The following is an 11,754-nucleotide window of genomic DNA, read 5'->3' as shown; positions in this document are numbered from 1 at the left end:
CGGTGATGGCCTCGGGGAAGCCCTTGAGCCCGTCCACGACCGCGATCAGGATGTCGTGGACGCCGCGGTTTTTCAGTTCGTTCATCACCGCCAGCCAGAATTTGGCACCCTCGTTCTCGGCGATCCACAGGCCCAAGACTTCACGCTGGCCATCGCGGGTGACACCCAGGGCCACGTAAACGGCCTTGTTCTTGACCGTCCGGCTGTCGGCATCCCGGATCTTCACCCGTAGCGCGTCAAAGATCACGATGGGATACATCCGGTCCAGCGCGCGGCTCTGCCATTCCCGAACCTCATCCAGGACGGCGTCGGTGACACGGCTAATCAGGTCGGGCGAGACCTTCAGCCCGTAGATGTCGAGCAGGTGGGCCTGGATGTCCCGCACTGTCAGCCCGGCGGCATAGAGACCGATGATCTTGTCGTCCATCCCGTCGATCCGGGTCTGGCCCTTCTTCACCAGCTCCGGCTCGAAACTGCTGTCGCGGTCCCGCGGGATCGCCACCGGCAATTCCCCGTCCTGCCCTTTCAGCACCTTGGATGATGTCCCGTTGCGGCGGTTGGATTGGCTCGACGGCGCAGTCTCGCCCTCTTCATAGCCAAGATGCGCGGTCAGCTCTGCGCCCAGCATCCGCTCCATGAGCTTGATCTTCAGCTCTTTCATCAGCCCGGCATCGCCAAGCAGATCCTCTGGCCGATCCACGCCCTTCAGCAGTTCGTCCAGGATTTCTTTCGAGATGGTCATTCATGCTTCCTTTTGGTGAAGCATGAACCGGATCACTCATACACAAAAGATCGGACACTCTCTTTCGGCGATGTGGCCAAATCGTCCTTCGATGCCGTCCGCCAAACCTCTGATGAGTTGTTCAGTTTCTCGAAGCTTTTGTCGCTCATCCTGCAACCCTTTGTCGAACGCATCCTTCTCCCTGGAAATACTGTCCTTGACGGTGTTCTCAATGCGCTCTTCGACCGTCTTTTGAACACGCGCGAGGCCGTTCTCGATTGTGGCGTTCGTTTCCGTGCGCAGCGCCGTCACTTGCCGTTCAAGATAGGCACGGTTCGCATCTGTCCGGTTCTCGAGATATTGGCGCATGTTTTCCAGCGCCTCGTCATAGGTTTTGAGCCGCCGCTCGGCGACGACGGTGACCATCCAGATCGCCAGACCGATGAAGATCGGGCCCATCACGGTGATCATGTTCCGCGTCGATTCGAGAACCGCATCGCGGTTGACCGACACAGCCCCGCCGACCTCGGCCTCGCCGGTGGCCGCGACCCACCCCGCCTGAATGCCCCAGAGATCGCCAAGCCCGGTAAAGACAAGCAGATAGAGCAGACCGACAAAGACGCTTGTGACGATTGTCCCCAGATACCTGACATCCCAGGTTCGTGGCGTCATCGGGGCCAGTTTCTCGGATTTCTCCAGCGCCGTCAGTTTCGCCTCGAGCGAAGCGACCTGGTCTCTCAGCGCCACGATGTTGGGGGTCACTGCACCGGTTTGCAAACTGTCCACCATAACCCCCTCCAATCGCACAAGATGAAATGCTGCCTTGGATGCAAATGAGCGGGCAAAAAGGCGTCCGTCAAAAGGAACCTCATGCGGCGAGGTCACAATCACGTGAGCAGACTTCGCCGATGGTTGCGCGCCGTCACGATCCGCCGACCGTGCCACCATGGCAGGAGAGCCGCAAACCGCCCCTTTTCTCGCGCGGTGCTTAAGTTATATAGAGTTGCCGAAGCAAACCTACGTTCAGCACCCGGACCCGACCGCCACCCATGCCAAAAACCCCGCGCCATATCATGACCGGACCCGAGGACGGCGACAACGAGACGTCGATCGCGCTCAAGACGCGGCCCCGCACGCAGCGTCCGCCGCTCTACAAGGTCCTGCTGCTCAATGACGATTACACCCCGATGGAATTCGTCGTGGCGGTGCTTGAGCGGTTCTTCGGGATGTCGCATGCGCAGGCCTTCGAGATCATGCTGACGGTACACAAGAAGGGCGTGGCCGTCGTCGGCGTGTTCAGTCACGAAATCGCCGAGACCAAGGTCGGTCAGGTGATGGATTTCGCCCGCCGCCATCAGCATCCGCTGCAATGCACGATGGAAAAGGAATAGCGTGGCCCTTGCCGACCGCCTGACGCTCGCGCTTGAAAGCGGGCATGTGGTGCTGCCCGAGAGCGGGCGCATCGCCGTATTCGCGCCGCGCGCGGGCGCGGACATCTCGGTGCTGCCACGGGACCGGGTGCAGGTAATCACCGGATTTGCCCCGGATTTTCAGCATTTCAACGCGCAAGGGTATGACTGTGCCATCACGCCCGAAGGCCGCTATGCCACCGCGCTCGTGTGCCTGCCGCGCGCAAGGATGCTGGCCCGCGCGCTCGTTGCCGAGGCAACGGGGGTCAGCGACGGGCCGGTGATCGTGGACGGGGACAAGACCGACGGTATCGAATCGATGCTGCGCGCGCTGCGGGCGCGCACCGAGACCGGGACGCCGCTTTCCAAGGCCCATGGCAAGATAGTCGTGCTCGCGCCCGGTGCCGACCTCTCCGACTGGCAAAGCCCCGGACCGCAAGAAATCGAGGGCGGGTTTGTCACCGCGCCGGGGGTGTTTTCCGCCGACGGGATTGATCCCGGCTCGCGGCTGCTCGGCGACACACTGCCTGCTAAGCTTGGCGCGCATGTGATTGATCTGGGGGGTGGCTGGGGCTATATTTCGGCCCGCGCGCTGGAGCGCGACGGCCTCACCCGGCTCGACCTGGTCGAGGCCGATCACGCGGCGCTTGAATGCGCGCGCCGCAACCTGCACGATCCGCGCGCGCATCTGCACTGGGCCGACGCGACCGGCTGGCGGCCCGAGACGCGCGCCGACACGGTGATCATGAACCCGCCCTTTCACACCACGCGCGCCGCCGATCCCGGCCTTGGCCGCGACTTCATCGCGGCGGCCGCCGACATGCTCAAGCCTGCGGGCGCGCTCTGGCTGGTGGCCAACCGGCACCTCGCGTATGAGAGCACCCTCGCCGAGCGGTTCAAGCGCGTGACCGAGGCGGCGGGCGATAGCCGTTTCAAGATCCTCCATGCCAGCCATCCCTCTCGCCAGCGGCCCTGAATTGGCCTAGATTGCGCGACGGATCAGCCAGAAAGGCCCCTTTGCCATGTCCTTTTCCATCGCGGGCAAGACCGCCATCGTCACCGGAGCCGCCAACGGAATCGGCCTGGCCATCGGCCGGCATTTTGCCGACAAGGGCGCAAATGTGATGTTCGCCGACAAGGACGAAAAGCGGCTCAAGGAAGAGTTGGGCAAGCTGGCCGAGAGCGACAATGTCCGTTATTTCGCTGGCGACATGCGGCAGAAACTGGCGCAGGCCAACCTGCTCTCGGCCACGCTCGACGCCTTCGACGAGGTGGACATTCTCGTGAACGCCTGCCGTCAGGTGTTGCCTTCGGACCCGTTCAACACGGATGATGACGGGGTAGAGACCCTCTGGCAACAGAACGTCATGACCGCGTTGCGCATGAGCCAGCTTGTCGCGCGCCGCATGATCAAGCAGGCGGAGGGCGAGCGCGAGGGGACAGCAGGAACGATCGTCAACCTGTCGTCGATCGCCGCGCGGCGCACGCATCCCGACCTCCTGGCCTATTCCATTGCCTCGGCCGCGCTCGACCAGATGACGCGCAGCCTTGCCGTGGCGCTGGCTCCGCACCGCATCCGCGTCAACGCGGTGGCCTTCGGCTCGGTGATGAGCGCCTCGCTCAAGGACACGCTGCGCGAGCACAGCGATTACCGCGAGGATATAGAGTGCCACACGCCGCTGGGACGGATCGCCTCGGCCACCGAACTTGCCGAGGCGGTGCAATATCTCGCCTGCGACGGCTCGGCCTTCATGACCGGGCAGATCATGACCATGGATGGCGGGCGCACATTGATCGATGCCTGCGCCGCCCCCGCCCATTGAAGGAGTGCCCATGTCCGAGGATTTCACCGACCGCAAGGCCCGAGCAAGCGGCTGGTTCCGAAACCTGCGCGACGAGATCGTCGCCGCCTTCGAGGCGCTGGAACAAAGCCACGCCGCAGGCCCGTTTGCCGACATGCCCCCCGCCCGATTCGATGTGACCGAGACAAGCCGCGCCAGCGAGGATGGCTCGGACGCGGGCGGCGGGTTGATGAGCGTGATGCGGGGGGGGCGCGTCTTCGAGAAGGTGGGCGTCAATGTCTCCGAGGTCTACGGTCATCTTGGCGAGGCGGCACAGCGCGCCATGGCCGCGCGCGGCGTGCCCGGCATGGCGGACGATCCGCGCTTCTGGGCCTCCGGCATCAGCTTGGTGGCACATATGCAAAACCCGCATTGCCCGGCCGTGCACATGAATACCCGCATGTTCTGGACGCCCCACGCCTGGTGGTTCGGCGGCGGCTCGGACCTCAACCCGTGTATCGAATACGCCGAGGACACCGCCCATTTCCACGCCACGCAAAAGGCCCATCTCGACCCGCACGGGACCGATCTTTATCCGCGCCTCAAGGACTGGGCGGACGAGTATTTCTTTGTGCCCCATCGCGGGCGGGCGCGCGGCGTCGGCGGGATCTTCATGGATGATCGCAACACCGGCGACTGGGAAGCGGATTTCGCCCTGACGCAGGATATCGGCCGCGCCTTCCTGCCCGCCTATCTGCCGCTTGTGGAGCGCCGCCGCGTGCAGCCCTTTGACGCGGCCGACAAGGAGGCGCAGCTTGTGCATCGCGGGCTCTATGCCGAATACAACCTTGTCTATGACCGGGGCACCAAGTTTGGCCTCGCCACCGGCCATGACGCCAACGCGGTGCTGATGAGCCTGCCGCCGCTCGCGAAATGGGTGTGAGCGTGGAACGCGCGTTCGCCACGGTGACCCTTTCGGCGAATTATTGCTGCACCGCAGCATCGCGCTGCCCGGTTTTGTCCCCCATTCCATCCAATCCGTGCCAAATCCGCCTCTTTTTTCCAGAAACAACCCGCTTGCGCTTGAATTGCGCGGCCTTCCGGGTCTAAGCCGCGCGCATTCGACGTGCCAACCGGCGCGCCCTTTTTTGCCAACATGACGAAGGTTGCCATGCAGTCCCCAAATTTAGCCCCCGTCCCCGAACTCTACGTTTCCTACGAGAGTGCCCAGAAACTCAAGGTCGAGGCCGCCGACCTGACAAGCTGGGATCTCAGCCCGCGCCAGATCTGCGATCTGGAACTGTTGATGAACGGCGGCTTCAACCCGCTCAAGGGGTTCCTGAGCGAGGCCGATTACGACAGCGTTGTCGAGACCATGCGCCTTGCCGATGGCACGCTCTGGCCGATGCCGATCACCCTCGACGTGAGTGAGAAATTCGCCGAAGGGTTGGAAATCGGTCAGGACATCGCGCTGCGTGATCAGGAGGGCGTGATCCTCGCCACGATGACCGTCACCGACCGCTGGACGCCGGACAAGGCACGCGAGGCGGCGCATGTATTCGGGGCCGATGACAGCGCGCATCCGGCCGTGAACTACCTGCACAACACCGCAGGCAAGGTCTATCTCGGTGGCCCCGTCACCGGCATTCAGCAGCCGGTGCATTACGATTTCCGTGGCCGCCGCGACACGCCCAACGAATTGCGCGCGCTCTTCCGCAAGCTGGGCTGGCGGCGCGTCGTGGCCTTCCAGACCCGCAACCCGCTGCACCGCGCGCATCAGGAACTGACCTTCCGCGCCGCGCGCGAGGCGCAGGCCAACCTGCTCATCCATCCGGTTGTCGGCATGACCAAACCGGGCGATGTCGATCACTTCACACGCGTGCGTTGCTACGAGGCGGTGCTGGACAAATACCCCTCCGCCACCACCACGATGAGCCTGCTCAATCTGGCGATGCGCATGGCCGGCCCGCGCGAGGCGGTGTGGCATGGACTCATTCGCCGCAACCATGGCTGCACCCATTTCATCGTCGGGCGCGACCATGCCGGCCCCGGCAAGAATTCCGCCGGGCAGGATTTCTACGGACCCTACGAGGCGCAGGAGCTTTTCAAGGAGTATCAGGACGAAATCGGCCTAGAGATGGTCGATTTCAAGCACATGGTCTATGTGCAGGAAAAGGCGCAATATTACCCGATTTCGGAAGTGCCGGAAGGGTCGACCGTGCTGGATATTTCCGGCACCGAACTGCGCCGCCGTCTGGCCGAGGGGCTGGAGATCCCCGAGTGGTTCTCGTTCCCCGAAGTGGTGGCGGAACTGCGCCGCACGCGCCCGCCGCGCTCGAAGCAGGGCTTTACGGTGTTCTTCACCGGTTTTTCCGGCTCGGGCAAATCGACCATCGCCAACGCGCTCATGGTCAAGCTGATGGAGATGGGCGGGCGTCCCGTGACGCTGCTTGACGGCGATCTGGTGCGCAAGAACCTCTCGTCGGAGCTTGGGTTTTCCAAGGAGCACCGCGACCTCAACATTCGCCGCATCGGCTATGTCGCCTCCGAGATCACCAAGAATGGCGGCATCGCCATCTGCGCACCGATTGCCCCCTATGCCACCACCCGCCGCGCCGTGCGCGAGGATGTCGAGCAGTTCGGTGCCTTCGTCGAGGTGCATGTGGCGACGAGCATCGAGGAATGCGAGCGGCGCGACCGCAAGGGCCTCTACAAGCTGGCGCGCGAGGGCAAGATCAAGGAATTCACCGGAATTTCCGATCCCTATGATGTGCCCGAAAACCCCGAACTGCGCGTCGAGACCGAGAATGTCGACGTGGACAACTGCGCGCATCAGGTGATCCTGAAGCTTGAACAGATGGGGCTGATCGCGGGCTGATCACGTCCATGACCGATTTTGACCGGGCCGCCCCCATCGGGCGGCCCGTTTGCGTTCGGGGGATCGGCCATCGACACCCCTGCCCGCGCGCCCTAGGCTGCGCCACAAAACGCGAGGAGTGCCCATGTCCGCCATGTTCGAGGAACTCGATTACCAGCCCACCGATATCGGCGCGATTTCGCTGCGCCGTCGCCGTGACCTGCGGCTTGGGCTGGATGTTCTGGAGATCAAGCTGGGCGAGGAATTCCTTATGACGAGCGCCTTTACCGCCTCGGAGGTGGCGCTGGCGCGGCTGGGGCTGGCGGCCTGCAAGGGGGACGCGCTCGATGTGGTGGTGGGCGGGCTTGGCCTTGGCTACACGGCAAGGGAGGTGCTGGCCTCGGACCGGGTGGCGCGGCTGGCGGTTGTCGAATATCTCCAACCGGTGATCGACTGGCACGAAAGCGGCCTTGTGCCGCTTGGGCCGGAGTTGACGGGCGATCCGCGCTGCCGCTTCATCCGGGGCGATTTCTTTGCCCTGACCGGCACGCCCCATGGCTATGACCCGGCCATGCCGGCGCAGCGCCATGACGCCATCCTTGTCGATATCGACCATTCGCCCGAGGGGCTGCGGGACGTGCTGCGCCATCTCAGGCCGGGGGGCATATTCGGGCTCTGGTCGAACGAGCGGCCCGATGCGGAATTCACTGCCCGTCTGGCGGGGGTCTTTGCCAAGGCATGGGCCGAAGAAGTGGTGTTCGAGAACCCCTTGCAAGACCGCCCCTTTACGCAAGCGGTCTACCTGGCGCGCGCCTGACATGCTTGTGACATGACATTTCAGGCGCGCAGGATAGGTTCGACGTAAACCGTATTCAGAGGATTTCATGCGGGTTTTCGTTCTTTTCGTGGCGCTGATGCTGCCCTCCCTGACGCTGGCTGCGCCCAAGGCCGAGAGATGCCATGCAGAGGTCCCCTGCCCGCTGGGTGACCGCGCCTATCACGTCCGCGAACCCGACGATTGGGACGGGGTCACGCCCCTGCCGGTGCTGCTGCATTTCCACGGCTGGATGCGGCAGGGCACGCTGATCGTCAATCATGGCCGCATCTCGGGCGCGACGCGGCGGCGCGGCGTGCTGCTGCTTGCCCCCAACGGCGAGGGCAAGACCTGGGATTTCTGGACGCAGGTGACCGATGACGTGGATTTCGCTGCCGCCGTGATCGAGGACGCGGCAGAACGCTATCCCGTCGACCGCAGCCGCATCTTCGTCTCGGGCTATTCCTACGGCGCGGCCATGGCCTGGCGTTATGCCTGCGAGAACGGCACGGGAGTGGCGGCCGTGCTCGCGGTCTCGGGCACGCTCGATCAGTTCGAGGACTGCCCGCAGGCCCCGACCGAGTTCCGCCATGTCCACGGAACGCGCGACACCGTGCTGAATTTCCCCTTTGGCCCGAATGGCGAGACGACATGGCCCGTCAAACTCTGGCGTGACCGGATGGGTTGCGACGGGCCGGGACAAGCGACAGGCGACTGGTCCATCACCGAGCATGATACGTTCACACGCACCGCATGGAACTGCGCCGAGGGGCGCGTGGTGCTCGATGTCCATGCACGCGGCCATTTCATCCCGCGCGGCTGGATCGCGCGGCAACTCGATGAGTTGCTTGACCTGCCGCCCTCCTATCCATGAGCCGGACGCTTTCAGGATACCCGTCTTTGACGCGTGACCCGCGCTTTTCGGCCCCGTCATTGTCCGGCTTGACCGGGCAATCTCGCAAGACCGGCCTCGCACTCGGAGAGGTGACCTGGTCGGGCCCGCGCATGACGGTACGGGGGTTGACAGGCCGCGCGCCAAGCATCAGGCCGATGTCATGCGCCTCTTTCTCCTGACCGCCCTCACCATGATCGCATTCGCCGCCAATTCGGTGCTGAACCGGATGGCGCTCGCGGGCGGGAGCATCGACGCGACAAGCTTCGGCACGATCCGGCTGATCGCGGGGGCGGTGATGCTGGCGGCGCTTTGCATCGGTCTGCGCGGTGGCCTGCGGCTTGGCGGGCCGGGCCGGGTCGCGGGGGTGGCCGCGCTCTTGCTCTATATCTACGGGTTTTCCGGGGCCTATACCGTGCTCGATGCGGGCCTTGGCGCGCTCATCCTCTTTGGCGTGGTGCAGATCACCATGTTCGCGGGCAGCCTTCTGGCGCGCGAGGCGATACCGCTGCGCCGCGCGCTTGGGGCCGCTCTGGCATTTGCAGGCCTTGTCTGGCTGCTCTGGCCCGGCGCGGGGCCGCAGGTCAGCGTGCTGCACGGGCTCTTGATGGCGGCGGCGGGCGTGGGATGGGGGATTTATTCGCTCACGGGGCGCAAAAGCACCGATGCGCTTCAGGGGACGGCTGCGAATTTCCTGCTGGCGGCACCTCTGGGCCTCCTCCTCGGGATTGCCCTGCCGTCGGGTGCCGTGACGCTTGGGGGCGAGGGGATCGCGCTGGCGGTGCTGTCGGGGGCGATCACCTCGGGGCTTGGCTATGCGCTGTGGTATCGCGTGCTGCCCGCCCTGCCCGCCTCGGTGGCGGCGGTGGCGCAACTGACCGTGCCGGTCATTGCCATGGCGGGCGGCGCGCTCTTGCTGGGCGAGCGGATCGACGTGGCGTTGGTGATCGCCGGGGCGGTGGTTCTGGGCGGCGTCGCGCTCTCGGTCGTTCCGCTCAGGGGGCGACGATAGGCTCGAGCGGGTCGTAGCCCATGCCGCGCCGGAAAGCGACATGGCCAAGGCTGGCCGGTTTGACGCGCAGCGTGGTCAATTCCGACTGCGTGACCCAGCGGCGGCGCGTCACCACGCCTTCGGGGTCGCGCCAATCGTCGGAGAGCACCCCCTCGACCAGACGGCAGCGAAAGAACACCTCTACCTGATGAAACCCGCCACCGGGCGCGTGAAACTCGTTCACGAGGCATGGCGGCCCCACCCGGATGCGCAGCCCGGTCTCCTCATGCACCTCGCGGATGAGGTTCTCGGGCAGAGAGCGGTGCGCCACCACCCCGCCCCCCGGTGCGCACCAGAGCGTGCTGTGCGCATCAGCATAGGCGTTGACCAGCAGAAGGCGTCCCTCCTCGACGATCACCGCGCGCACCGCCAGACGGGGGGTCATGGCCTCAGCCGCCCGAACCGGTCACGCGGTTGACATGGCCCATCTTGCGCCCCGGCTTGACCTCGGCCTTGCCGTAGAGATGCAGCGCCGCGCGCGGATCGCGCATGAGATCGGGCAGCCGGTCCATATCGTCGCCGATGAGGTTTTCCATCACCACGTCCGAGTGGCGCGCCCCGTCGCCAAGCGGCCAGCCCGCCACCGCGCGGATATGCTGCTCGAACTGGTCGATGGCGCAGCCTGCCTGCGTCCAGTGGCCGGAATTGTGCACACGCGGCGCGATCTCGTTCACGATGAGGCCGCCGGGGGTGACGAACAGCTCCACCCCCATGACACCGACATAATCGAGCGCGTTGAGGATCTTGCCCGCCAGCAGCACGGCATCGGTGCGCTGCGCCGTGGTCAGGCGCGCGGGCACCGTGGTGGTGCGCAGGATACCGCCCTCATGAACATTCTCGCCCGGATCATAACAGGCCACCTCGCCCGACACCCCGCGCGCGGCGATGACCGAAACCTCGTGCGAGAAGGTCACGAACCCCTCGTAGATCGCCGGTTGCCCGTTCATGGCGGCAAGCGCGGCCTCGGCCTCCTCATGCGTATGGATACGCGCCTGCCCCTTGCCGTCATAGCCGAAACGGCGGGTCTTGAGGATACCGGGCATGCCGATCTCGGCCAGCGCCTCGGCCATGTCCTCGGGGTCATCCACGGCTGCAAAGGGCGCGGTGGCCAGACCGATATCCGTGAGGAACGCCTTCTCCACCAGCCGATCCTGGCTGGCCCTGAGCGCGCGGCGGTTGGGGCGCACGGGGCGCAGGCCCTCGAGCACATCGAGCGCGGTCGTGGGGATGTTCTCGAACTCGTAGGTGATCACATCGACGCTCTCGGCAAAACGCCGCAGCGCCGCCTCGTCGTCATACCCGGCCTTGACATGGTAGTTGCTGACATGGCTGGCGGGACAATCGCCACCCGGCTCGAAGATGCAGGTCTTGAAGCCGAGGCGGGAGGCCGCGACAGACAGCATCCGGCCAAGCTGACCGCCGCCGAGAATGCCGATGGTGGCCCCTGGGCTGAGCGGCTCAGTCATCGCGCGGCTCCTCGGGGATCGAGGCCGAGAGCGCCGCGCGCCAATCATCAAGCCGCTGTGCAAGCGCCGGATCGGAATTGGCAAGGATCGCCGCCGCCATCAGCCCCGCATTGGCCGCGCCTGCCGCCCCGATGGCCATGGTGGCCACCGGAAAGCCGCGCGGCATCTGCACGATGGAATAAAGGCTGTCGAGACCGCCAAGTGCGCGCGTCTGCACCGGCACGCCAATCACCGGCACGCGGGTTTTCGACGCCATCATCCCCGGCAGATGCGCCGCCCCGCCCGCGCCCGCGATGATCACCTGAAGGCCCCGCGCGACCGCTGTGCGCCCATAGTCCCAGAGCCGGTCCGGCGTGCGATGCGCCGAGACGATCCGCGCCTCGTAGGCCACGCCCAACTCATCCAGAACCGCTGCGGCCTCGCGCATGGTCGTCCAGTCGGACTGACTGCCCATGATGATGCCCACCTTCACGCCTGTCATGCCGCGCCCCTCTCTTTGGAGCGCGCACTATAGCCATCGCGCGGGCTTACGCAATGATGTCCGGGTAAAGCCGATCCTCGATCCGGGCGATGGTGTCACGCAGCCAGAGCTTCTTTTTCTTGAGCCGTTGCAAGGTCAGTTGATCGGCGGTGCCACGATCCTGCAACGCGCGGATGGCCTCGTCTAGATCGCGATGCTCGCGGCGGAACTCTTCGAGTTCCACGCGCAGCACCTCTTCGTTCTTCATGGACAGATCGCCAAAGGCATTCATGGTCAGCGATT

Annotated in this window: 14 protein-coding genes; 8 read left to right on the top strand and 6 right to left on the bottom strand. The window is 65.0% G+C overall.

Going from position 1 to position 11,754, the window contains the following annotated elements; all coding sequences use genetic code 11:
- Together ACSSV8_RS16335 and ACSSV8_RS16330 are read right to left on the bottom strand one after the other, a co-directional pair.
- Positions 1 to 742: IS256 family transposase (locus ACSSV8_RS16335; RefSeq protein WP_454283155.1), on the bottom strand; the 742-nt coding region annotated here is incomplete at its 3' end.
- Positions 743 to 778: 36 nt separating this feature from the next.
- Positions 779 to 1,669, bottom strand: a complete 891-nt coding sequence (locus ACSSV8_RS16330; RefSeq protein ID WP_454283154.1) for a hypothetical protein — start codon at positions 1,667 to 1,669, stop codon at positions 779 to 781.
- A gap of 125 nt (positions 1,670 to 1,794) precedes the next feature.
- On the opposite strand from ACSSV8_RS16330, the gene clpS reads away from it, so the two are divergent.
- The 8 genes from clpS (at position 1,795) to ACSSV8_RS16290 (ending at position 9,486) form a co-directional block, all read left to right on the top strand.
- Positions 1,795 to 2,112, top strand: coding sequence for an ATP-dependent Clp protease adapter ClpS (gene clpS, locus ACSSV8_RS16325; protein ID WP_354538016.1), 318 nt, complete (start codon positions 1,795 to 1,797; stop codon positions 2,110 to 2,112).
- 1 nt (position 2,113) lies between these two features.
- Complete coding sequence (locus tag ACSSV8_RS16320) at positions 2,114 to 3,106, top strand: class I SAM-dependent methyltransferase (protein WP_454283153.1); 993 nt, start codon at positions 2,114 to 2,116, stop codon at positions 3,104 to 3,106.
- Between the two features lie 46 nt (positions 3,107 to 3,152).
- Positions 3,153 to 3,953 (top strand): SDR family NAD(P)-dependent oxidoreductase, encoded by an 801-nt coding sequence (locus ACSSV8_RS16315; RefSeq protein WP_354538018.1) that lies wholly within the window; start codon positions 3,153 to 3,155, stop codon positions 3,951 to 3,953.
- Between the two features lie 10 nt (positions 3,954 to 3,963).
- Positions 3,964 to 4,854: an oxygen-dependent coproporphyrinogen oxidase gene (gene hemF / locus ACSSV8_RS16310; protein ID WP_354538019.1), complete on the top strand. Its 891-nt coding sequence runs from the start codon at positions 3,964 to 3,966 to the stop codon at positions 4,852 to 4,854.
- Between the two features lie 228 nt (positions 4,855 to 5,082).
- Positions 5,083 to 6,789, top strand: coding sequence for a bifunctional sulfate adenylyltransferase/adenylylsulfate kinase (locus tag ACSSV8_RS16305; protein ID WP_354538020.1), 1,707 nt, complete (start codon positions 5,083 to 5,085; stop codon positions 6,787 to 6,789).
- A gap of 124 nt (positions 6,790 to 6,913) precedes the next feature.
- Positions 6,914 to 7,585, top strand: coding sequence for a hypothetical protein (locus ACSSV8_RS16300; protein WP_454283152.1), 672 nt, complete (start codon positions 6,914 to 6,916; stop codon positions 7,583 to 7,585).
- 67 nt (positions 7,586 to 7,652) lie between these two features.
- Entirely contained in the window at positions 7,653 to 8,456 is an 804-nt protein-coding gene (locus ACSSV8_RS16295; RefSeq protein WP_454283151.1) for an alpha/beta hydrolase family esterase, read from the top strand.
- A 181-nt stretch (positions 8,457 to 8,637) separates the two neighbouring features.
- Positions 8,638 to 9,486, top strand: coding sequence for a DMT family transporter (locus ACSSV8_RS16290; RefSeq protein WP_354538023.1), 849 nt, complete (start codon positions 8,638 to 8,640; stop codon positions 9,484 to 9,486).
- Here ACSSV8_RS16290 and ACSSV8_RS16285 read toward each other — a convergent pair.
- From ACSSV8_RS16285 to ACSSV8_RS16270, 4 genes are read right to left on the bottom strand one after another with little or no spacing between them, the layout of a single operon-like run.
- Entirely contained in the window at positions 9,470 to 9,910 is a 441-nt protein-coding gene (locus ACSSV8_RS16285; RefSeq protein ID WP_354538024.1) for an NUDIX domain-containing protein, read from the bottom strand. The two genes, ACSSV8_RS16290 and ACSSV8_RS16285, sit on opposite strands and share 17 nt — an antisense overlap.
- Before the next feature lie 4 nt (positions 9,911 to 9,914).
- On the bottom strand, positions 9,915 to 10,991 hold the full coding sequence (locus ACSSV8_RS16280) for a 5-(carboxyamino)imidazole ribonucleotide synthase (protein WP_354538025.1): 1,077 nt from the start codon (positions 10,989 to 10,991) through the stop codon (positions 9,915 to 9,917).
- Positions 10,984 to 11,472: a 5-(carboxyamino)imidazole ribonucleotide mutase gene (gene purE / locus ACSSV8_RS16275; protein ID WP_454283150.1), complete on the bottom strand. Its 489-nt coding sequence runs from the start codon at positions 11,470 to 11,472 to the stop codon at positions 10,984 to 10,986. The genes ACSSV8_RS16280 and purE overlap by 8 nt, the downstream gene beginning before the upstream one ends.
- Before the next feature lie 46 nt (positions 11,473 to 11,518).
- Positions 11,519 to 11,743 carry a YdcH family protein gene (locus tag ACSSV8_RS16270; protein WP_354538027.1) on the bottom strand — a complete coding sequence of 75 codons (225 nt, stop codon included), beginning with the start codon at positions 11,741 to 11,743 and terminating at the stop codon, positions 11,519 to 11,521.
- Positions 11,744 to 11,754: the final 11 nt, after the last annotated feature.

It is taken from the genome of Roseovarius sp. MBR-79 (genome assembly GCF_053628555.1).
The sequence above is the reverse complement of the archived record's forward strand: the minus strand, read 5'-3'. Positions and strand labels throughout refer to the sequence as shown.

Excerpts from the sequence above, each read along its gene's own strand:
- ACSSV8_RS16280 (WP_354538025.1), bottom strand. The coding sequence starts at position 10,991 with ATGACTGAGCCGCTCAGCCCAGGGGCCACCATCGGCATTCTCGGCGGC.
- clpS (WP_354538016.1), top strand. The coding sequence starts at position 1,795 with ATGACCGGACCCGAGGACGGCGACAACGAGACGTCGATCGCGCTCAAG.
- hemF (WP_354538019.1), top strand. The coding sequence starts at position 3,964 with ATGTCCGAGGATTTCACCGACCGCAAGGCCCGAGCAAGCGGCTGGTTC.
- ACSSV8_RS16330 (WP_454283154.1), bottom strand. The coding sequence starts at position 1,669 with ATGGTGGCACGGTCGGCGGATCGTGACGGCGCGCAACCATCGGCGAAG.
- ACSSV8_RS16295 (WP_454283151.1), top strand. The coding sequence starts at position 7,653 with ATGCGGGTTTTCGTTCTTTTCGTGGCGCTGATGCTGCCCTCCCTGACG.
- ACSSV8_RS16285 (WP_354538024.1), bottom strand. The coding sequence starts at position 9,910 with ATGACCCCCCGTCTGGCGGTGCGCGCGGTGATCGTCGAGGAGGGACGC.
- ACSSV8_RS16300 (WP_454283152.1), top strand. The coding sequence starts at position 6,914 with ATGTCCGCCATGTTCGAGGAACTCGATTACCAGCCCACCGATATCGGC.
- ACSSV8_RS16315 (WP_354538018.1), top strand. The coding sequence starts at position 3,153 with ATGTCCTTTTCCATCGCGGGCAAGACCGCCATCGTCACCGGAGCCGCC.
- ACSSV8_RS16270 (WP_354538027.1), bottom strand. The coding sequence starts at position 11,743 with ATGAATGCCTTTGGCGATCTGTCCATGAAGAACGAAGAGGTGCTGCGC.
- ACSSV8_RS16305 (WP_354538020.1), top strand. The coding sequence starts at position 5,083 with ATGCAGTCCCCAAATTTAGCCCCCGTCCCCGAACTCTACGTTTCCTAC.
- ACSSV8_RS16290 (WP_354538023.1), top strand. The coding sequence starts at position 8,638 with ATGCGCCTCTTTCTCCTGACCGCCCTCACCATGATCGCATTCGCCGCC.
- purE (WP_454283150.1), bottom strand. The coding sequence starts at position 11,472 with ATGACAGGCGTGAAGGTGGGCATCATCATGGGCAGTCAGTCCGACTGG.